Origin of the sequence: Bradyrhizobium sp. BRP56 (genome assembly GCF_020194035.1) — a bacterium.
GTDB classification, from domain to species: domain Bacteria; phylum Pseudomonadota; class Alphaproteobacteria; order Rhizobiales; family Xanthobacteraceae; genus Bradyrhizobium; species Bradyrhizobium australafricanum.
The window spans coordinates 1-21,108 of record NZ_JADYVV010000040.1 but is presented as its reverse complement, the minus strand read 5'-3'; the positions used below and the strand labels follow the sequence as shown (position 1 = coordinate 21,108).

The window sequence follows — 21,108 nt, the reverse complement described above, 5'->3', positions numbered from 1 at the left end:
GTCGGCTGACAACGGCACATTGGCCAAGAAAACAGGCAGGAAACATGACCGACAACAGCGTTCTTCTCGAAAAGCGCGGGCAGGCGTTCTGGATCACCATCAACCGCCCGGACAAGCGCAACGCGCTCAATGCCGGTGTGATCGCCGGCATCGCCAAGGGCTATCGCGAAGCGCATGACGACAAGGACGTCCGCGTCATCGTGCTCACCGGCGCGGGCGACAAGGCGTTCTGCGCCGGCGCTGATCTGCAGAACAGCGGCGCGGCCTTCTCGATGGATTTCTCGCGCCCCAATGTCGACTATGCCGACCTGCTGCGGCTGTCGCAGAGCGCGACCAAGCCCGCGATCGCGCGGGTCGGCGGCGTCTGCATGGCCGGCGGCATGGGCCTGTTATGCATGACCGACATGGCGGTGGCTGCCGATGGCGTGATCTTCGGCCTGCCCGAGGTGAAGGTCGGCGTGTTCCCGATGCAGGTGCTGAGCCTGCTGCAATCGATCGCCCCGCCGCGCCTGGTCAACGAATGGGCGCTGACCGGCGAGCCGTTCGATGCCAAGGCCGCGCAGACTGCGGGCCTTCTCAACTATGTGGTGCCGGCAGCCGAGCTCGACGCCAAGGTCGATTGGCTGATCGGCCGCATCGTCGACAAGTCGCCGACGGCGATCCGCCGCGGCAAATACGCGATGCGGGCGATCGCGTCGATGTCGTTCGACGAGAGCATCGCCTACACCGAAAGCCAGATCGCGCTGCTCGCGATGACCGAGGACGCCAAGGAAGGCCTCAAGGCGTTCGGTGAGAAGCGCAAGCCGACATGGACCGGGCGCTAGGCGGTAGACCGATCGCAAGCGTTCGTGACGCGAAATCGTGTCAGTTGCCTGAAACGAGGGCATCATGCGACGCGAGCGCAGAATCTGATGAGAGGGCCGTTCTGTTTCGTTCCTCTCGGCGCTTCTTTGCGGCCGCGATCAGCTGCTTCCGCGTGCGTTTGGCATAGGTTGGGAGTTGTTGTCTCGAGCGATGGCGGCCGGCGGCGCGTAGTTCGGCGTCCGTGAGATCGCTATCGGCGCCTTCCGTGAATCCGCCGTGACGAAAGGAGGTAAATGAGAGTTCGTGCCGAAGACCAGCCGCGATGACTATTTTTTTGACCACATGCCGAAGATAGCGAAGGTCCTTACGCTCGGTCATCCATGGGATCAAGGCAGACGATTTGCGGTGGGCATGATCACGGCGGAACACCAATCCTGAAACGACAGAGCCTTTGATCGCATCGAGTTCCGCCACCAACTCGGGGAAGAGGGGGCCGCCCTTGTCATCGAACAGAGGCCACCAGGCTTCCTCGTTATTCTTTGGATGCACAATCCTTACACTGTTTGACCGCTCTTTTGGCCGATAGTGCGCGATTTCGAAAGCGCCGAAAACATGCTCCTCGCGTTGCAACCACTCCCATGACAATAGCGCGGCCGTTCCAATAGAGTGATATCCGAGCCGTTTCGCAGCTTTCCTAAACGCGGCTAGTTCATCCCAGCTTGCCGTGGGTGTCTCCCGCATGGGCTGCCCAGGCGCACGGGATTTTAGGCCCATCCGCGAGAAGGGATTGACCTGTGGTACCATTGTTTCTTGCGCGCGTTGACCAACAAACCAGGCGCGTCTGCAAGCAGTCATAGCTGCATTTGCGAACCGTCGACGTTCGCGCTTGGCGGCGTTACCTTCTCTGTCCTTGTATTGCACGACGAGGAGCTTCGCGTAGACCGCGTCAACAAATGCTTTGGTGAAATCAGTGATTTGTTTCGAGCCGACGCGGCTGCCGTCCTTTAGTTCGTGATTGGCGAAGAGTTGCAGACCTTGGCTGTATAAGCGCTGTGTCTTGTGATCGATGTCCCTCCATCGCTGGTGCGCCCGGAAGACGCTGACGAGCCAGTCGAAAGTGCCGGGCACAGGGAGCACTGGAAGCATGTCGGTCAATCCTCCGGAACGCCAGCTGTCAAAAGCTGGCAGCAGAATACTTTCAGTTCGCTCGACCGCTGACGCGAAGTCTTGTCCCAACGCTTCAGCATGTACGGGGCAACCCTGCTTGCGGGCCCAAGTCGGCGGCTCGAAGAAGTAGCCTGGTCGACCTCCCTTCAGTCGCTTCGACCGGAAATAGCGAGGAGGCCTCGACGTGGCATCGAGCGTATTCATACAAGAGAGACCAGGTCTTCATTTTTTGATTTATCTGGTGCTGCTCCTCCGTATTGGGCACTGAAGTGATCGATGGCGGCTCTCGACCAGATTGGTTGTCGAGCCCGTCCAGTTCTGCGATGGGCAATTGGTGGCGGTGCCTCACCGCGGCCGACGGCACGCGCGAGTTCGCGCGTGTCCGCGAAACCCAGATAAGCAGCGGCCATGTCGGCAGGCATGAGCGCAGGCCAGGTGCCGATCGGTGGATAGCGGGCGGGAAGGGCGGCACGCGATGCCACGGATGTCAGCTCACGCGTCAATGCGACAACGGTCTACGCACTGAAGCTATTGCAACGGCGTGATCCCTTGGGCTCCTTGCTGACATGTGCTCATACCCTCGTCTCCCCCTCGTGCACCAACTCGAAGCACGAGGGAGCTGTGAGGTATAGTACCATCAGAAGCTCATGCAGAAATCGGCGGGCTTGGCGTGCAAATAAGTGCTGGGCGTCGACGCTGCAGCATGCGGCGCCGATGGCACAGCGATCGACGCTCTCCAGAAACATGCCGTTCAGGCCCGCGAGCGATTGCGAACGCTGCGCAGGGCGAAGCAAGCTGAGCGGTAGTTCCTCGGCAAGAAGCCTGGCATCGACCACGGAAAACGCCGCTCGACGAGAGTCAGATGATACTTGCGAATTGTCAGTTGGTATTCCGACACGTGTGTCGCTCATCTCGCATCTGGACTACAAAAGCGCTCTCGTTTGTCGGAATTGCGAAACGCCAGCCACCCAAGCTGCCCCGTGAGCGCGATGTTGATGAAGCAATTGCCACTCGCCAGGTGAACGTCGCCCTAGCGGGCCGGGCTGTCGGCTGCGCTGAAACTCCGGCTTCGCCGGATTTTCCCCCTTCGGGCGTCCATCCCTGACGCGATCGGCGCGGTCAGTTGGAGATCGTTGCCCGCGCATATGCGGGTGGAGGGACGGGCAGAGAGTAAGAGGGCGGCGACGGGAGGCCGTGACGGGTTGGAAGTTGCGAGAGAGGCTCGCGGCGCCCGTCGCGGAGACCCGCAATGTCCAAACACCATTCCCGGACGCACGCCAGGGAAGACCGGTTGAGCCTGTATGACGAAATTACCAATAAGATCATCGCCGAGCTGGAGGCTGGCCATGTACCCTGGGTTCAGCCATGGGAGAACGCTGCAGAAAAAGCACTCCCGGTCATGCCGAAAAACGTCACGACGAATCGTCCGTACAGTGGCGTGAACGTCCTGATACTCTGGAGTACGGCCCGCGAGCGTGGATTCTCAAGTCAGCGCTGGCTCACCTACCGTCAGGCGCTCACGATCGGAAGTCACATCCGCAAGGGTGAACGTGGCACGACCATCGTTCACGCTGATCGTTTCGTGCCGCGTGACGAGAGGATTCGCACGTACGAGACCGGGGAGGAGGCGCAAGCCGTCCCATTTTTGAAACGATTTACCGTCTTCAATGTCGACCAATGCGATGGTGCACTCCCCACAGAAATTGCGACCGCTGCACCGCCGCAGCGACCCGACATGATTGAACCAACGGTTGAGGCCTTGATCAAGGCGACCGGTATCGATTTCCGTATCGGTGGCAACCGTGCGTTCTACGCACCGTCTGATGACTATGTTCAAGTGCCGCCGCCTGCAGCCTACTTCGAGCCGATCAATTGGCACCGCACCGCGCTCCACGAACTTGGCCACGCGAGCGGTCATCCCTCGCGCCTCAACCGCGATCTTGGTGGTTGCTATGGTACGAAGAGATACGCATTGGAGGAATTGATTGCGGAGCTGTGTGCTGCATTCTGCTGCACATCACTCGGCATCGTACCGACTGTGCGCCACGCCGACTATATCGGCTCATGGCTTGAGATCCTGCGGGAGGATAACCGCGCAATTCTGCGTGCGGCATCGCAGGCGAGCAAAGCCGCCGACTTCTTGCTCGGATTCGTTCCAAAGCAATCCCTAGCCGCACCGACTATAGCTGTCAGAGCCGAGCAGGAAGCATGATCGGCATTTGGTGACGTACTCGAGAGGAAGAGGGCGGCGCGTGACGCCATGATGGGTTGGAGGCCGAGGGAGAGGTCCTTCGGTCGCCCGTCATGGAGACCTCAAATGACAATGGCTGCCCAAACGAGAGTGCTTTCACCCTCATTTAAGAATCCGGTTGCTCGGGCAGGTAAAGAGGAGGTGGCCTAATGCGGCGCGTTGCGTCCGAAATGGCACGTCGCCTCGCGCGTGAGGCCGAGGCGGTGTGTCGACACTATCTCTCCAACGGCTGCCGGCGGGGTCGGTATTGGGTCGTCGGGGACTGTAGAAATGCACCCGGCCGCTCGCTGTTCGTCCGGTTGAGCCAATCGCCCAAGGGGCCCGCCGGCAAGTGGACGGATGCCGCGACCGGGGAGCATGGCGACCTTCTCGACATTATCAAGACCAGCTGCGGGTTGGTCGATTTCCGTGACGTCCTCGAGGAGGCGCGGCGGTTCCTGAACATGCCTCGATCCGATCCCCGACCGGTCGGTGCTGATCGTCTGCTGCGGCAAAGCGGATCTGTAGAGTCCGCACGTCGGCTCTTTACCATGTCACAGCCGATCGGTCGGACTGTGGCCCAAATCTATCTGCGGCAACGCGGCATTAAGCCCATCCGCGACGACGGCGCGCTGCGCTTTCATGCGCGTTGCTACTATCGGCCCAACCTGGACTCTCCGCCCCTGTTCTGGCCGGCAATGATCGCTCGCGCGACCGATCTCAAGGGGCATTTCACCGGCGTACACCGGACCTGGCTTCATCCGTCGGGACAGGGCAAGGCGCCGGTCGAAACACCACGGCGTGCAATGGGCGATCTCCTCGGTAACGCGGTGCGTTTCGGGTCAGTTGACGACGTGCTGGTGGCAGGCGAGGGCATCGAAACCATGCTGTCGCTTCGTTGCGTGTTGCGGAGCATGCCGATGGTAGCAGCCCTTTCCGCCAACCACCTTGCCGCCCTACTGCTCCCGCTGTCGTTACGCAGGCTCTACATCGCGCGCGATGCGGACGCGGCTGGAATGTCGGCAGCGATGGCCTTGACGAGCCGCGCAGAGGCTGTCGGCATCGAGGTCTTCATTCTTTCGCCAAAGTTCGAGGACTTTAACGCTGACCTCTGCAAGTTGGACGCTGAATTATTCCGAGCGGCGTTACAGGATCAGCTCGCTCCTCGGGACATCGTCCAGTTGCGGCCATGAATGAGCCGCGATCGATTCGAGATTGCGGCGATCTCTCGATCGCGGATCGTCGTGATCTGCCGATGCGAGATCACCTTTGCCGGGCGGGACCGCGCCACGGCCTTCTAGAGGGCGATCGGACGGCAGGTGGACCGGCCCTGCAATGGCTGCGCACGGCTATTTTCCGCCGGCCCTGCGGTCCTTTGCATCGCGAAGCAAAATAGCCGGCCTTCGCCATCCTCCGCTCCGCTTCGGCCCGCCGGCTTGCGCCTTTGGGTTCTGGTCCGCTCCGCCCGCCGCCTTTTGATCGCCACGAAGACCGCGATAGGCGCGGCCGATCGGGCAGAAGGAGCCTCACCATGACAACCGACCGTGACGAAACCGAGTTCGAGCCGCAGCATGCCTCATCACCAACGCATCATTTGCTCAACGAGCTTCAGCTCTATGGCCATCGTCCCTTCGAGGACGAACTCGATCCCAGACCGCTTCCCGAGGGCAAAAGAATCGCGGGCGCCATTGCCGACATGTTCGACGCCCTGGTCGCGACCTTGAGCGACACCCGGCTCGAACCCGACCTGGAGAACCTGCTTTGGTCGACCGTCAATCTATTCCACCGTGCCACGGGCCGCATCGAACGTGAGCTCGACGACAATGAGCAGGCGCAACGCAGGAGCCAGTGTGAACAGAATGGATCGGAGGTTGGATCGGTTGAACTCGAACGGCTTACCGCCGAGGGCGTTACACTCATGGAACGCCGCAATGCCATGGAGCTCTTTCGAGAACTGGCCACGGATCAATTCGAGCTTCACACCGGTTCGCCCTGGCGTCCCCGCGCCGGGTCATTGGTCAATCATCGCACGCTCACGTCAGCGATGATCGATAGCCGCGACTTCCTGGCTGCCAAGCATCGGGCGGAAACCGAGGCGATGTTGCCGTCGGGGTCCAAGGTCGCGTTTACCGGAGGCGTCGATTTCAACGATCATTTCCTGGTCTGGGATCGGCTCGACAAGGTCCATGCTAAGTACCCTGATATGGTCTTGTTGCACGGCGGATCTCCGAAAGGTGCCGAACTGATCGCCGCCAAATGGGCCACCACCCGCAAGGTACCTCAGATCGCATTCAAGCCCGACTGGACCAAGCATGCCAAGGCGGCTCCGTTCAAACGGAACGACGCAATCCTCGCACTGCTGCCAATCGGCGTCATGCACTTTCCTGGCTCCGGAATACAAGACAACCTTGCCGACAAGGCCCGGAAGTTCGGCATTCCCGTCTGGAGATTCGGCGGTGTGTAACCGCCGCTTCATGCGCACCTCTTCATCAAGAGGCCCCTTAATGAACGTCTCGCCGGGGGTACTCGGGCCAGGGCCCGCCGGCATCTGCGATGCCGGCGTCGCTATCACTGCCTCTGTCCCGGGTACCCTCTTGACCGGTCTCGACGTCCGCGGGTTCACTTCGCTGCGCTCCGTCTGACACGCTATTTCATTTGAAGGGCGATGCGCTTTGCGCCCGCCTTGCCTTCTTGGCAACAGGTGTTGCGGCGCTATAACAATCGGCACCAAGGCTTGGCTTCAGATGACCATCCTTGCTGAGCCCGAAGGGTCTATCGGGGGGCCCCCGGGCCGGACGAACCTTAGCCAACTGTTTCTGCCAAGGCGCGGTGGGGATAAGTCGGTCTGTCGATCGAAATTGCTCGCGATCGAGGCGTTGATCGGTCCGCGGGATAGACCGCGGGTAACGTGGCCAACGTTGAGCGCTTGGTCCCTGACTTCTCCCACCTTGCTCGCACGATCAACGCAGCACACGGGCATCTTGTCGCAAATGCTCAAGGCGATCAATTACGCCTATTCCTTCGCGTCTGTTTTCGTCTCTTCGCCCGAACGCAGCGACATCTTGTGCAGCACAGCCGAGGTTGGCCAAGACTTCTCTGGAGGATGCCGTTCGATGACAGACCACCTGGCCTCTTGATGGCTTGATCTGGCCTAAGAGCGGCTGCGCCTCGATCGCCTGAACGCAACGCCGTGGGGCGACTTTCTTCCCCTGGGCTAACGCCCATTCCTCGCGGGACAAGAAAGTCTCCCCACTGGCGTCCTCCGCTGCGCTCCAGCCCGCATGCGGGTGCGTCGTCGCTCGTCTCTGGCCCGTAGATCGCCATCGAGGCCGCGATGGTCGCGCCTCGAAACATCAAGGAGAAGTGACATGGCTAACATCGGTTATTTCAAGAAAGTCGGCCGCGAGTTGCAGGGCGAGATCGTCACCCTGAGCCTCCAGACCAGGGGCGTCAGGATCGTACCCGAGACCAACCGATCCAACGACAATGCCCCGAGCCATCGCATCTTCGTTGGCCGCGCAGAGATCGGCGCCGCCTGGTCGAAGCGCTCCGAGGAGGGCCGCGACTACCTCTCGCTCAAGCTCGACGATCCCTCGTTCAACGCGCCGATCTACGCGAACCTGTTCGACGACGAGGAAGGTGACGGCTTTACCCTCATCTGGTCGCGGCTGCGAAAGAACGGCGACTGACGTTCGACCGCTAAAAAGAGCCCCGTCCGGTGGCCGGACGGGGCTCTTTGCATCAGCAGTCAAGACATTGCCGGCCAAGCCGCGATTAAGGCATTAAACTAGCGCACTAGATAGCGACGAAGCGTCTGAACAGAGAGATTTACGTCATCTGTCTGTCAGCGCCGCTCTTAAGGATGAAGGTGTTCCGCGCTAGTCCGTGTCAGCAATGGTCTGGGATCGACCACGCACCGTAGGCCGCGGCAGGTGTCTACAGCACTTTCCGAATTCCTGGCATCTTCGATCTTTGAGCCTTCCAGATCAGCGGCGGCGCAGAGTAAATGGTCTGGCACTGGCGGGCTCAAAGCGTGGAGGAATGTTCCCTTATAGCGTCAGCGCCCGTTTGAGATCGTCGTGCTCGAAAGCGCTGGCCATGCGGTTGATCTCGGCCGAGCGGGCGCCGACTGCCCTGGCCGTATCGCGCCAGGTCACGGTCACGGTCGCGACTTCTTTGATGATCGCGCGAGCCTGCGGCAACGTAAGTGCAAAAAATCCGGACACTGCTTCCAGCAGGTCGAGTGAACAGGTGCCTTCGTCGAGATCGATGTTCGTCGTCAGCACCCGGGCCTTGAGATCAGTTGGAACGGGATTGAGATCATATGCCGGCGAGAGAGACCAGCCCGCCTTTCCAAGCCACAGGAAGCCGTGATTAAGGAGGTGGTCGTCGACATTGGAGATCAGCACGTTGAAGGCGACACGCCGGTAGAGGGCATGAGCGTCTGTCCTTGCCTGAGCGCCGTGTTGGGCGAGGGCATCGACGATCTCGGGATAGCTGCCGCGCTCGCCATCCTTGGCGCCCATCATCGCCATCGCCGACAGGAACGGTATGCGGATCGTACCATTCCGGTCGAAGCGTCGCGATAACATGACCGGCTTGCCGGCGATGTCGATCAGCTCGTGCTGGGGAACGGCGATACCTGCCTTGCCGGCTAGCCGCAGAGCGATCTCTTCCCAGGTCTCTATGCTATAGTCATCGGTCTCCTTTGGAAATTTCGCGATGGAGAGGTGACCATGCTGGTCGATGACCGACGCCTTCGGACGTGCGCCGCCGAGGGAGGAGCCAGGGGCAAAGATGAGCTGGAGGTCCTCATCCGTTTCCTCATCCCGGAGAATCCGCTCGGTGATTTGGAGCAACCGACCAAGTTCAATCAGGGCAGGAACGCCGGCGCGAATTGGACTCTGGAAAACCTCATCGCCAGCCCAGCGGAAGCGGAGCGCGCCAAGCCGTGTCTCGTCGGCTACGCCGAGCAGGTAGTCACTTTCCGTGAGGGTGCGAACGGCTCGGCCTTCGTGTTCGGCCAGGCGACGCTCGGCGCGTTGCATGAGGCGACGACCCCAGGTATCCGGCGCCGAGTCTCCGATCGAGCCGAAAGTCGCTAGCCCGGCACGTGGTGCGAAGGCACCGCGGGTCAGCGCCAGTGCTGGCTCCAGCGAGAAGCGGTCCGGATCCTCAAGCCATGTGCCGTCATACTCGAAGAGGATGGTCTCCGCGCCTCGGACACGATTGCTCCTCGCCAGCCCGATTGGGCGCGTGCGGCCGTCCAGGTCGATATGTACTTCGAAGTCAGCCATCGTGGGACGACCTGGCCGGCCGCTGGAGGTGGACGCGCTGGGGCAGATCCGCGCTAGCCAAAGCCCGCCCGACGCTGTCGTTGCTGATGTCGGCGATCTGATTCAGGCCGTCGAGCAAACCGAGCGCCTGGAGGACGCCGGCATAAATACCGATGCCGACGTTGGTGTCCCCGGCTTCGACCCTTTGCAATGTCGAGCGAGACGTGAAGGCGCGCTCGGCCACGACCGCCATCGGAAGCCGTCTACGTCGACGGGCATCATGGATGTCCGCCCCCAGCTTGCGCACCGCGCGCCGCACGGCAGCAGGGGGGGTATGCGGGGTAGGCATCTTGTCACCTTCGCACTACAAATCGAACAAATATGTAGCACCAAGCTCACAATTTTTCCATGTGCCGGGAGTCTTGCGCAGAACAGGAAACGGTATCGAAATACCGACATCCGCCGCATTTGTCCGCCCACGCCATCCGGCTCTACGTGGCGATTTAATTCAGACATGGATTACGACCAGCGCCGCCCTCAACAAGGTTGGAGAGGCGAGTATCGTCGACGGCACTGTCTCGACGCGCCGTCGCCGTGATGGCGCGAGAGGCGCTGCTAACGAATGGCGTCTAGAAGTGGCTGTCCAAGCAGACGTTCAGAGCGGTTGAAAGCAACACGTTTTCGCCAGAAGAAAATCGCGGTGCGGCTCTCTCATCGTCTCACGCAGATCTATGGCTTCCCCAAGGTAATGGCCACCACGCGCGAATGATGGTTGATCCGCTGGTCGGGAAACTCGTCGGCAAACCGCTCACTTGGGACGGCAGCAGAATCCAGGACACCGGTACGCTGCGTAAAGTGAAGCGTGTGTAGCTGTGCTCGCCGAGGAAAATCACGATTTCAGGTCGCTGTTGAAGTACGCGCGCAGCCATAGGTCATATTCTGACGAAGCCGGATCGGTTGCCGCGTCACGCAGCCGCGTTCGGCCCAGCTTGACATATCACGGATGTCGTACCGGTCAGACTTCAAGACGAGCCGAGGGCCTCGCAACGCTTTACAGGTAATTTAGGTGGCCTACGATGTGCTCGCCCAGTCTTCTTGAGCAAGTCACCCGGCTCGGCCCCTATTGTTGAAATAGAGAGGTGGGCAGCAAGACGCTGGGGAATGCGAGCTCCTATCTGCAAGAACCGCAACCTCTGGGGCGTCGAGAATTTCGAGGAGATCGCGATCCGCCATTTGAAATTCGCGGCGCAACGGTGTGCGCACGAAGCGACGCCAGCATTGACACGCTTTGCCAATTTGTCGCCAACCTCATTCGTGGAAGGCATGATGGCCGCGCGAGAGCGGATCGTTGCTTGAACCGACGAGGATTTGCCAAGTATTCCTACGTCGGGAAGGGTTCTCCAAGTCCGACGCCGCAAAAATCATCGAAACCCGTTCTGTGCGAGGAAAGTCGTAAGCCGGAGAGTATCTTCGATTTAGTGCAAGGAATTACGGCGTTCGTGCGCGGCAAGGCTCATCAGGACACGTCTTGAGCTCGCAGGCAAAGCGAAGCGTTTGATGGAGCGTGCAAGTTAAGGACATCAGCTGCGCGACCAGCGCTGCGTCGGTCTAGTCGCGCCGTCGATCCAGCCGGATCGGCGGCGCGACGCGTAGCCGCGTCCGGCGCTCGCCGCGCCTTCGGCCCGGCTCGCGGAAGATCAAACTTATCCTAGACTTGTATCAAGAGGAACTGGGAGCCGCGTCACTGCTCAACTGACTCGTCCTTTAGAGGCCTATGACTTGCTCAACCGCCCGGGCCTCTTAAGTAAGTCGCACGGGTCAACTCCTAGCGCTTCAGAAATCTGTCCAAGTACAGTGATACTTGCCGACACATCGCCGCGCTCAATAGCGCCGACGTATCGTGCGCTCAGGCCCGCGCGCTCGGCCAACTCCTCTTGCGTCATTTCTGAATCGTGGCGTATCCGACGCAGATTGGTCGCCATGACCTCCTTGAGATCCATGGCGACATGGGAGCCAGAGCTGGAACGATCGTTCTAGGAACGATCATTCCTATTCGTCAGCAAGTATGCTATTCATTTGTCGGATGCGCTCTGAGCCACTTGCTTAAAATGTACATGGTACAAAATTCTCCCTTGGATCCCCCCGTCACCGATCGCGCGCCCGGCGACACCACTCCCACGTCCTACGACGAAAAGCACCTTGTCACCTACCTGCGCCTTTTGCAGGCGGAGGATGAGGGAGCGGACTGGCGCGAAGTCGCGCGAATAGTTCTGCATATTGATCCGGAAAGTGACCCACACCGTGCGCGAACTGCCTATGAGAGCCATCTAGCGCGCGCTAAGTGGATGACCGAACAGGGGCGTTTTTTGCGCAAAGGCGGCGCCAATTAGACGAAAACCGCCGCGCGAGATGCCGCACTGAAAAGGACTTTCCTGTCAGAGTGGTGGTCTCCGTCGCGCACCATGTGGTGCCGAAATAGGGACTTTCTACAACCAAATCGTTCACAATTATTGCACCGCAATCCCTGCTAGCTGCAATGGGGCGGAGCAATGCCTAAATTCGACTGGCGGTCGCCAGAATCCTACAAAATCCTTCAGGATGGAGAAATTACCGACATCGCCTGGGAATGTCTTCGCCGTAACGCCGATTATCGACGCGACTACGAAACAATGATCGCCATCAGCCCGGATGGCGACGTGACACCCGAATTCAGGAGGAGGTGGGGTATCTGCTTTCGCCCATGACCCGCTGAAGTCCTTCAGGGAGCATACCGTCTTCTGGGCTCCCGAGGTTCTGCCGACCGTCGTCCCAATTGCAGTGAGCGCGCCGTCTCAGGGGCCCGGCGTCGGCTCTCAACCGCTGCTCGATCTTGCGGCTGGCCAAATCCGCCGTGCTGCTGACGGTTGGCATGCAGTGCTGCGTATCGCCGCGGTTGACCATCGCGTCTGGTCGAAATCGCCGCCGACCGTTGGCGCTCGCTATGTTGCCGTGCTGCGGTTTGACCGGGATTTTGAAGAACGGGCATTTGCCGCGCGTCGGTTGTGGCGCGCTATGAACGGGCGCAGCGCCGGCCCAGCCTTTCGTGAGCTATCAAAGCAACGGCGCAAGCGCTTCAGCGAAGCCCTGCGCGCGCTCGATGCGCAAACTGCAGGCAACACATACCGTGCCATTGGAGAGGCGTTGTTCGGTGGGAAAGGAATCCCCGATAGCGCCTGGAAGACGCACGATCTCCGCAGTCGGACTATTCGGCTAGTCCAGAGCGGGCTCGCTCTCGCGCGCGGCGGCTATCGCCGACTGCTGCGGCCTAGCCGCCGAGGCGAATAGACCCACCGTCTCCGGGGGTTCGAAAATCGCCCCCTCAAACTTCGGCATCCCGCTCCGACATCGCGCTTCTCCAATATGACCGCATACACGCCGGCGCCGCAGGCAGATTGCGCTGTCATTCTGGAGTTGTCAGATGCCCGATCCGATGGCCGGTCTACCCCCGCGCTTTCTCCGCACCACAGAGGCTGCGCGTTACCTTGGCCTCTCCGGCCGTACGCTTGAGAAGCACCGGACATACGGAACGGGGCCAGTTTACCGGAAGATCGGCGGGCGTGTCGTCTATGCGCTGGATGATCTGAAAGCGTGGGCTGATCTCGGAGCCAAGACGTCGACGTCCGACCCCGGAAAGGGGACCGTGCTGCCTGCCAAGAAGCATCCTGTCCTGCGTCCTTACGCAGGCCAGGAACGTCGTTGATCGTGGTCCGAGATCAGAGATCATGCGGCGAACACTCTCCTCCGAGCGCGGCCAGCTCGAGCTTTTTCGATCTCTTCCTGGCAATCTCGCGCCCCGCGACGCGCAGGATCTGATGGCTTATCCCTTCTTCCCGCTCGCAAAAACGAAGCGTGTTATGCTGATCGACTTCCGAGCGGGTGCGATTTCCATTCGTGTTGAGGCCGCGCTGGAGCACGGCATGGCCACCATTTGGGACGCAGATGTCCTGATCTGGGCAGCTTCGCAGATCGTCGAAGCTCGCGACGCCGGATTGCGGACCTCGCGCCTGATGTCTGCAACTCCTTACGAGATTTTGACGTTCGTCGGCCGCGGCACAAGCGCGCGGGATTATGATCGGCTGAAGGCTGGTCTCGATAGACTGCAGTTAACAACGGTGCTGACCTCGATCCGTCAACCCACGGAGCGGCGGAGACATCGCTTCTCGTGGATCAACGAATGGAAGGAAACCGCCGATGCAAGCGGACGTCCGCTCGGTCTCGAGCTGATTTTGCCAGACTGGTTCTATGCCGGAGTGATCGGTGACGCTCTCGTGCTCGCGATCGATCGCGCCTATTTCGATCTGACCGGCGGCCTTGAGCGCTGGCTTTATCGTCTGGCGCGCAAACACGGCGACCGCCAGAACGGCAACGGGAGCTTTGACCTTGTGCATCTGCATGCCCAGTTGGGAAGCCTATCGCCGCTCAAGCACTTTGCGTACGACCTGCGCCAAATCGTCAGCCGGCAGACCCTGCCAGGCTATGAACTCGTGATCCGCCGCGATTCAAACGGCGCCGAGCGACTGAACTTCAAACCCATCCCTCTTGACGCGATCACCGCGCGACTTCGCAAGCGCGGTCTCATTACGGATTCGGAGGAAAATTTGTGAATCAGCTCGTGCTATCGAGGACCGCAAGCCTCGTGCCATTGAGGACCGGACCCTCGTGCTATCGGAGACCGGGATGGGGACTAACTCGTTGTTCCTTCACGCCTTACGGCCGCCGCAATTCTACTAACCGGAAATCCTCCGGATTTCTTCTAACGGACTGCGCCATTCGCGGAGCCGGCGACAATCGCCAGCAAGCATCAGATCGTCCTGCTTCGTCTCCCTATGAACAGCGCACGTCCGGCATCGCAACAGAGCTGCAGCCAGGCGATAGGAACATCTTTCGACCTCGGGGCGCCTCATGAGCGACTGCACCGAAGTCGAGCTTCTTTGGCTTGAAAGGCGCATCGAGAACCGAATTCGGTTTGGGCGCGCCACCCATGAAAAGACCCTCGACCGCAGCCGACGGCTGCTGTCGTTTGCGCCAGGCAACATCTTTGCGTTCGTCCGATGGGTGTCGAACGACTTCGGAACAGTCATCTCGCGCATCGATATTCTGCGAGCCGTGTCGCCTGGAGCGCCATATTCGACCGTGCCCTATGTGAAACCCGGCGGTGAGAGTCTCCTGCGCGTGTCAGGATGGCCGAAAGTCGAACGTGTGCTTCAACTGATCGATGCCGTCGAAGCGCTCGGCGTTAATCCGGCGGATGCCGCCCCCGACTATTGGCATCACGTTCATAACCGGCTGTCGGTCAACGAGAAGCCGCGCCCGTACACACAAACACGCCATCAGGCCTGGCTTCGCCGGCAAAAAGTCATGCGATGACGGGCCGGTTCAAGACGCTTGTTGCGATGCTCGGCGGTGCTGCGGCTCTTGTCATACCTGCCGTTCGGGAGATGGCGCCCATCTACATCTGGAATGCATCCGAGAGCGTGCCTATCGGGCTCTACCGTCTGCAGCATGCCGACAGTCTGTTCGTCTCCGAGTTGGTCGCCATTCAGCCGCCGGAACCGCTTGCGACGTTCCTTGATCTGAACGGCTATCTGCCGGTCGGTATGCCAATGCTCAAACACGTGCTGGCCCTTCCGGGCCAGACGGTCTGCAGAAATGGGCTCATAGTTTCCGTGGACGCAATCGAATTAGGCGAGGCGCGAGAACGCGATGGCCGCGGGCGGCCGCTCCCGAAATGGCAGGGCTGCCGCATCGTCGGCGCGGGCGAACTCTTCCTCATGAACGGACAGTCCGCCAACTCGCTGGACGGTCGCTATTTCGGGTTCTTGCCGGCATCGGTCGTCATCGGGCGCGCGCGGCCAGTGTGGACCTGGGAGGACTGATCGTGCGTGCATTGCGAATTCGCTTTTCCATTCCTCTGTTCGGCCAAGTGCAACACCATTCCTCCGTCCTGACCAACGATTGCGCAGGTGCCGCGCGCAGGCGCTGTCCAGGACGGCCGCAAGGCCGGCGTGAAACATCTTTACCCTGGATGGGCCTGAGCACGGCGGCATGCTCACGTCTGTTCGAAAAGGGCTTGCGGATCGTCGTGCTGCTGTTTGCTGCGCTGCCCTTGAATAGCAGTCCCGCGATAGCCGAAGGCCATCCTGCGCAGGCTGCGGCGAGCAGTCGAACCAGTGATCCCTTGGCTAATTGCGTTGACGAAGCATCGCGTCGCTTTAGCGTTCCCACGCGCTGGATACGTGCCGTCATAGACGCCGAAAGCGCCGGAGACGTGCGTGCGAAGTCACCGAAAGGCGCTATGGGCCTGATGCAAATCATGCCAGAGACGTGGGCGGAGCTGCGCGCGCGGTACGGTCTTGGCACCGATCCCTACGATCCCAGCGACAACATTCTTGCTGGCACGGCGTACCTTCGCGAACTGCACGATCGGTATGGTTCGCCAGGCTTCCTTGCGGCCTACAACGCGGGTCCTGGTCGCTACGAGGCGCATCTCGCCGGCCGTCAACTTCCCGTCGAGACCGAAGCCTATTTGCAGAAGCTCCTACCAGCTATTGGCAGCGACAATGCAGCCGTCGGCACATTCACTCGTCCACAGCCGCCTGCGGGCGTGCTCTTCATTGAGCGATCTGAAAACTCAAAGTCCGCTATCTGGCGGCGGCTTGAGTACCCGCGGAATCAGGCGCTAGCGGCCGGTTCCGGTCACGGCAGCTCGGCCCTCGTGCCTCAGGCAACAGGTCTATTCGTATCGAGATCCGATGCGGGAGGCCTGCGATGACGGCATTCGCGGGTCGGTATGCATTGGTGTGCCCCCGAGAGGAATGGGCGGCAACGCGAGGGAGGCGGGAGGCAACGACAGCGCGATGGCGAGATAAAAGGCCGCGAGGTGCGGCTTCGGACGGTCGTGATGTTTCAACGGGTTATGCTGTGTTTTCGAGAGGTGCCAGCGTTTCACGCGCCTCGCGCCTCCACGGATTTCGTAACGTTTTCAGCTTCCTGTCGCGATGTGCGGGCGCGCAATCATGAACGGCGAGGACAGATTCCGCATCCGGCCAGGCCGGATCCGCTCGTCCCGGGCTCAGCGCGCCAGACCGTTCGTCGCGCAGGTGCTTGCGGCGGCCCGGAAGGCCGGCGCACGCGTATCACGTACCGGCCAAATCACGCACGGCAATCGATCGACATTTGGGCGCGGCCGAACGGCAAGCGTGCGCGCCAACCGGTTCCTGACCAGCCGCTCGCGTGTCGTCGTCATCAAGACCCGTGTTGTGCGTCATCATGCAAGCGCAGCCCCTCTGGTGGCCCATCTCGGCTACCTCCGCCGCGAAGGCGTCACCCGCGATGGCGAGAAAGCCCGCTTGTTCGGGCCGCAGACCGATGAGGTAGATAGCCGTGCCTTTGCCGAGCGGACGGAGGGCGATCGACACCATTTCCGCTTCATCGTCTCACCCGAGGATGCCGTAGAGCTGGCCGACCTCAAGTCGTTTGCCCGGGACCTGATGAGTCAAATGGAGAACGATCTCGGCACCAAGCTTGATTGGACAGGTGTCGATCACTGGAATACGGACAACCCTCACGTTCACATCATTCTGCGCGGCCGAGCCGACGACGGCCAAGACCTCGTCATTGCCCGCGACTACATTAAGGAAGGAATGCGCGCGCGAGCGGCCGATCGCGTCACCCAGGAACTGGGGCCGCGGACCGATCTCGAAATCCGTCGCAATCTCGAGCGCCAGGTCGAAGCGGAGCACTGGACGCAGCTCGATCACCAGCTTGTCCGTGACGGCCGCGCGACCGGAATCGTGGACCTCGCGCCCGATCCAGGCGCTCAGCCGGATGAGTATCACACGCTGAAAGTCGGTCGGCTGCGCAAGCTAGAAGCGCTCGGACTCGCAGAGGAGGTCGGCCCTGGCCAATGGGCGATCGACGAGCGAGCCGAAGCGACGCTGCGCGAACTTGGCGAGCGTAGCGATATCATCAAGCGGATGCACCGCGCGCTGACTAGGCGTGGCATCGAGCGGGGATCTGCGAGCTACGTTCTTGCCACCGAGACCCTGGACACGCCGATCATTGGACGATTGGTCGACCGCGGTCTCCACGATGAATTGACAGGCACGGCTTACGCCGTGGTCGATGGTGTTGACGGGCGTACCCATCATATCAGGCTGCCCGATCTCGACGCCGTGGGCGACAGTGCTCCCGGCTCGGTCGTTGAGCTCCGCAAGTTCGATGACGCACGAGGGCAACGCCGGATCGCGCTCGCCGTCCGCTCTGATTTTGATATCGATCGGCAGATTACGGCGTCTGGTGCCACCTGGCTCGACAGGCAGAACATCGCGCGCGAGCCGGCCGCATTCTCCACTGGCGGCTTCGGCGCCGAGGTGCGGCAGGCTTTGGACGCCCGCGCCGAATATCTCATCCAGCAGGGACTTGCCGAACGACAAGGACAGCGCATCACCTTCGCTCACAGTCTGATAGATACGTTGCGCCGCCGGGAACTTGACGCGATCGGCGAAAAGCTCGTAGCCGACATAGGGCGGCCGTTCAATCGGGCGAGAAGCGGCGAATACGTTGCCGGCGTCTATCGCCAGCGTCTGGCTCTCGCGTCCGGCCGCTTCGCCATGCTCGACGACGGACTCGGATTCCAGCTCGTGCCCTGGACGCCGGCCCTCGAGCAACACCTCGGTCGGCAGGTCTCCGGCGTCGCGCGCGATGGCGGCGGCATCGACTGGAGTTTTGGGCGCAAGCGAGGGCTTGGTCTCTAGCTCTATCAGAAAGGACCTCGGACATGCCCGCCACCAGGATATTTTGGGGCCAGATCATCGCCGTCGTTGCCATCATCGTGGCGACGACCTGGGGCGCGACGGAGTGGGTGGCCTGGCGCCTCGCGTTCCAGCCTGAGTTGGGCACTCCCTGGTTTCGGCTGTTCGGTCTTCCCTTCTACCTCCCGCCGTCGTTCTTCTGGTGGTGGTACGGCTTCGACGCCTATGCGCCGTGGGTCTTCGTTGAGGGCGCCTACATTGCGGCATCGGGCGGCTTCATCTCTGTCGCAGTCGCCATTGGCATGTCGGTCTGGCGGGCCCGCGAGGCGACGAGGATTGAGACCTACGGCTCCGCCCGATGGGCCGAGGCGGAGGAGGTGAGGGCAGCTGGCCTTCTTGGCCCCGACGGAGTGGTCCTCGGGTGCTATGGTGAGGCCTATCTGCGCCATGACGGACCGGAGCATGTTCTGTGCTTCGCGCCGACCCGCTCGGGCAAGGGCGTCGGACTGGTCGTGCCATCCCTGCTGACTTGGCCGGGATCGGCGATCGTCCACGATATCAAAGGCGAGAACTGGCAGCTCACCGCCGGATTCCGCGCCCGGCATGGTCGCGTGCTGTTGTTCGATCCGACCAATCCGGAGTCCTCGGCCTACAATCCATTGCTGGAGGTTCGCCGCGGTGAATGGGAGGTGCGCGATGTCCAGAACATCGCCGACATCCTGGTCGATCCGGAAGGAAGCTTGGACAAGCGGAACCATTGGGAGAAGACCAGTCACGCGCTGCTGGTCGGCGCGATACTTCATGTCCTCTATGCTGAGGAGGACAAGACGCTCGCCGGCGTCGCTGCTTTTCTCTCAGACCCCAGGCGCCCGATCGAATCAACGCTCGCCGCGATGATGAAGACGGGGCATCTGGGGTCCAGTGGTCCGCATCCCGTGATCGCCAGCGCCGCCCGCGAGCTGTTGAACAAGTCGGAGAATGAGCGGTCCGGCGTTCTTTCGACGGCTATGTCGTTCCTCGGTCTCTATCGCGATCCCGTCGTTGCCGAGGTCACGCGACGCTGCGACTGGCGGATCATAGACCTCGCAGGCGCCAAGCATCCGACGACGCTCTACCTTGTGGTACCGCCCTCCGACATTGTCAGGACCAAGCCGCTAATCCGCCTGATCCTCAACCAGATCGGGCGCCGCCTGACGGAGGATCTTCACGCCGAGGCCGGCCGTCACCGAGTGCTTCTCATGCTGGACGAGTTTCCCGCGCTAGGACGCCTCGACTTCTTCGAGTCGGCGCTGGCTTTCATGGCAGGCTATGGGCTTAAAAGCTTTCTGATCGCGCAGTCTCTCAATCAGATCGAAAAAGCTTACGGCGCGAATAACGCGATCCTCGACAATTGCCATGTCCGGGTCAGTTTTGCCACCAACGACGAGCGCACAGCCAAGCGCGTGTCGGACGCACTCGGCACCGCGACCGAGATGCGCGCCATGAAGAATTATGCCGGTCACCGGCTGAACCCCTGGCTTGGCCATCTGATGGTTTCACGCCAGGAGACCGCGCGCCCACTGCTCACGCCCGGTGAGGTGATGCAGCTTCCGCCCACGGATGAAATCGTCATGATCGCCGGCACGCCACCCATCCGCGCGAAGAAGGCGCGCTACTACGAGGATGCTCGCCTCAAGGAGCGTATTCTGTCCCCACCCAAGCTGACGGCACCAAAAGAGCACGCAAAGTGCGAGTGGACCACGTTGCTGCTACGGGCACAGTCGCAAATCGGCGACGCGATGTGTGCATCCCAAGCCGCGGGCGATGACCCAACCGAATCCGAACACCGCCTTCAGCCTGAACTTAACCTCGTAAAGGCGGTCGAGATGAGGACATCAGTCCAGAATGAATTCGAAATCGATCCGGTTGACGACGAGGACGATGACGTTACTCGCAGCCGCCACATGAACCGTGCCATGCAAAGGGTGGCAAGACAGGCATCGCTCGATCCCGGCGACGGTATAGACCTCTGAGACTTCCATGGCAAAACCACCCCGGAAACAGCGCCTCTCGGTCTACCTCGATCCCAACGTCATGGGGCGACTTGCCGAACATGCGGCACGGCGCGGCCACTCCCGCTCATTGGTTGCAGAAGCGGCCATTGAATCTTTCCTTTCGCCAGATGCCTCAGAACGGCAGGAGGCTGCGATCGCGAGACGCCTCGACCAGTTTGATCGTCGCATGCTCCGTCTTGAGCGGGATGTCGGTATTGCGATTGAGACGCTCGCCGTATTCATCCGCTTTTGGCTAGCCACGACACCGGCATTGCCCGAACCGGCCGCACAGGCGGCACGCGCGAAGGCAGGCGAGCGGTACGATGCGTTCGTTTCAGCGCTCGGCCGTCGATTAGGGAAGGGGCCAAAGCTTCGGCAGGAAATTTCCGAAGACATTTCGATTGAAGAGGCGCCCTGAACATTTGCTCCAAGGACAGTCGGCGGTGATGCGCCAGCACCCCGTGCATGCATATTATGGAAGAAACGGAGCACAATCACACGTGTGAGCGCCCGCCGAGATCAAAATCCGGTTATAGCGACCGGGCTTGGCACCTTCCGGTTCACCTCGAATAGTGGACGTTCGCGACAGTTATGCAGACCGTCAGCTAAGGGCCGATTCCGTTGAAAAAGGCCGGCGGTATTCCGCTGTAATAGCTGGGCCGGCGAAGAGATCGAGGGGGGCCCTATGCGGGTCTTGCTATGGGCATCGCGATCAGCTTGGCCATCTTCCGGAGGTTTTGCGCGGTGGCTGCGAGAGTGAACTCATCGCGAGCGCCGTTTGGGCCTCGTAATCGTAAACGGTCGAG

General features: G+C 61.0%; 20 protein-coding genes and 1 pseudogene. 17 read left to right on the top strand and 4 right to left on the bottom strand.

The window, feature by feature from the left end:
- Positions 1–44: 44 nt before the first annotated feature.
- Positions 45–824, top strand: coding sequence for an enoyl-CoA hydratase/isomerase family protein (locus I6F38_RS25840; protein WP_225162321.1), 780 nt, complete (start codon positions 45–47; stop codon positions 822–824).
- A gap of 40 nt (positions 825–864) precedes the next feature.
- Here I6F38_RS25840 and I6F38_RS25835 read toward each other — a convergent pair whose 3' ends face one another.
- Positions 865–2,175 (bottom strand): hypothetical protein, encoded by a 1,311-nt coding sequence (locus I6F38_RS25835; protein ID WP_225162320.1) that lies wholly within the window; start codon positions 2,173–2,175, stop codon positions 865–867.
- Positions 2,176–3,220: 1,045 nt separating this feature from the next.
- Between I6F38_RS25835 and I6F38_RS25830 the strand changes: the two genes are divergently transcribed.
- The 4 genes from I6F38_RS25830 to I6F38_RS25815 all read left to right on the top strand — a co-directional run bounded on the left by I6F38_RS25830 (position 3,221) and on the right by I6F38_RS25815 (position 7,890).
- Entirely contained in the window at positions 3,221–4,183 is a 963-nt protein-coding gene (locus tag I6F38_RS25830) for a zincin-like metallopeptidase domain-containing protein (protein ID WP_038375295.1), read from the top strand.
- A 188-nt stretch (positions 4,184–4,371) separates the two neighbouring features.
- Positions 4,372–5,394, top strand: a complete 1,023-nt coding sequence (locus I6F38_RS25825; protein ID WP_225162319.1) for a toprim domain-containing protein — start codon at positions 4,372–4,374, stop codon at positions 5,392–5,394.
- 338 nt (positions 5,395–5,732) lie between these two features.
- Entirely contained in the window at positions 5,733–6,665 is a 933-nt protein-coding gene (locus I6F38_RS25820; RefSeq protein ID WP_016843190.1) for a DUF2493 domain-containing protein, read from the top strand.
- 904 nt (positions 6,666–7,569) lie between these two features.
- Complete coding sequence (locus tag I6F38_RS25815; protein WP_018272761.1) at positions 7,570–7,890, top strand: DUF736 domain-containing protein; 321 nt, start codon at positions 7,570–7,572, stop codon at positions 7,888–7,890.
- 360 nt (positions 7,891–8,250) lie between these two features.
- Here I6F38_RS25815 and I6F38_RS25810 read toward each other — a convergent pair whose 3' ends face one another.
- Complete coding sequence (locus I6F38_RS25810; RefSeq protein WP_016843192.1) at positions 8,251–9,498, bottom strand: HipA domain-containing protein; 1,248 nt, start codon at positions 9,496–9,498, stop codon at positions 8,251–8,253.
- Positions 9,491–9,826 (bottom strand): helix-turn-helix transcriptional regulator, encoded by a 336-nt coding sequence (locus I6F38_RS25805; protein ID WP_026193062.1) that lies wholly within the window; start codon positions 9,824–9,826, stop codon positions 9,491–9,493. The genes I6F38_RS25810 and I6F38_RS25805 overlap by 8 nt, the downstream gene beginning before the upstream one ends.
- Positions 9,827–10,607: 781 nt before the next feature.
- Here I6F38_RS25805 and I6F38_RS25800 point away from each other — a divergent pair.
- A pseudogene (locus tag I6F38_RS25800) lies at positions 10,608–11,052 on the top strand (DUF932 domain-containing protein); the annotation flags it as partial.
- 197 nt (positions 11,053–11,249) lie between these two features.
- Here the strand turns inward: I6F38_RS25800 and I6F38_RS25795 are convergent.
- Positions 11,250–11,477, bottom strand: a complete 228-nt coding sequence (locus I6F38_RS25795; protein ID WP_172647563.1) for a helix-turn-helix transcriptional regulator — start codon at positions 11,475–11,477, stop codon at positions 11,250–11,252.
- Positions 11,478–11,591: 114 nt separating this feature from the next.
- On the opposite strand from I6F38_RS25795, the gene I6F38_RS25790 reads away from it, so the two are divergent.
- From I6F38_RS25790 to I6F38_RS25740, 11 genes are all read left to right on the top strand, one after another.
- Entirely contained in the window at positions 11,592–11,867 is a 276-nt protein-coding gene (locus I6F38_RS25790; RefSeq protein WP_172649133.1) for a DUF2285 domain-containing protein, read from the top strand.
- A gap of 159 nt (positions 11,868–12,026) precedes the next feature.
- Positions 12,027–12,221, top strand: coding sequence for a DUF6499 domain-containing protein (locus I6F38_RS25785; RefSeq protein ID WP_172647564.1), 195 nt, complete (start codon positions 12,027–12,029; stop codon positions 12,219–12,221).
- Between the two features lie 73 nt (positions 12,222–12,294).
- Positions 12,295–12,801, top strand: a complete 507-nt coding sequence (locus I6F38_RS25780) for a DUF2285 domain-containing protein (RefSeq protein WP_338150472.1) — start codon at positions 12,295–12,297, stop codon at positions 12,799–12,801.
- Positions 12,802–12,934: 133 nt separating this feature from the next.
- A complete protein-coding gene (locus I6F38_RS25775) occupies positions 12,935–13,216 on the top strand; it encodes a helix-turn-helix domain-containing protein (RefSeq protein ID WP_172647565.1) in 282 nt (93 codons plus the stop codon).
- A 22-nt stretch (positions 13,217–13,238) separates the two neighbouring features.
- The gene (locus I6F38_RS25770; RefSeq protein ID WP_172647566.1) at positions 13,239–14,120 is read left to right on the top strand and encodes a replication initiator protein A; all 882 of its coding nucleotides are present in this window, start codon (positions 13,239–13,241) and stop codon (positions 14,118–14,120) included.
- A gap of 298 nt (positions 14,121–14,418) precedes the next feature.
- Positions 14,419–14,883 (top strand): DUF2840 domain-containing protein, encoded by a 465-nt coding sequence (locus I6F38_RS25765; protein ID WP_172647567.1) that lies wholly within the window; start codon positions 14,419–14,421, stop codon positions 14,881–14,883.
- Positions 14,880–15,392, top strand: a complete 513-nt coding sequence (locus I6F38_RS25760) for a S26 family signal peptidase (RefSeq protein ID WP_172647568.1) — start codon at positions 14,880–14,882, stop codon at positions 15,390–15,392. The genes I6F38_RS25765 and I6F38_RS25760 overlap by 4 nt, the downstream gene beginning before the upstream one ends.
- A gap of 2 nt (positions 15,393–15,394) precedes the next feature.
- Positions 15,395–16,288: a lytic transglycosylase domain-containing protein gene (locus I6F38_RS25755; protein WP_225162318.1), complete on the top strand. Its 894-nt coding sequence runs from the start codon at positions 15,395–15,397 to the stop codon at positions 16,286–16,288.
- A 244-nt stretch (positions 16,289–16,532) separates the two neighbouring features.
- The gene (locus I6F38_RS25750) at positions 16,533–18,272 is read left to right on the top strand and encodes a VirD2 family relaxase/mobilization nuclease (protein WP_172647569.1); all 1,740 of its coding nucleotides are present in this window, start codon (positions 16,533–16,535) and stop codon (positions 18,270–18,272) included.
- A gap of 23 nt (positions 18,273–18,295) precedes the next feature.
- The gene (locus I6F38_RS25745; RefSeq protein WP_172647570.1) at positions 18,296–20,281 is read left to right on the top strand and encodes a conjugal transfer protein TraG; all 1,986 of its coding nucleotides are present in this window, start codon (positions 18,296–18,298) and stop codon (positions 20,279–20,281) included.
- 7 nt (positions 20,282–20,288) lie between these two features.
- Positions 20,289–20,720: a ribbon-helix-helix protein, CopG family gene (locus I6F38_RS25740; RefSeq protein ID WP_172647571.1), complete on the top strand. Its 432-nt coding sequence runs from the start codon at positions 20,289–20,291 to the stop codon at positions 20,718–20,720.
- Positions 20,721–21,108 lie beyond the last annotated feature (388 nt).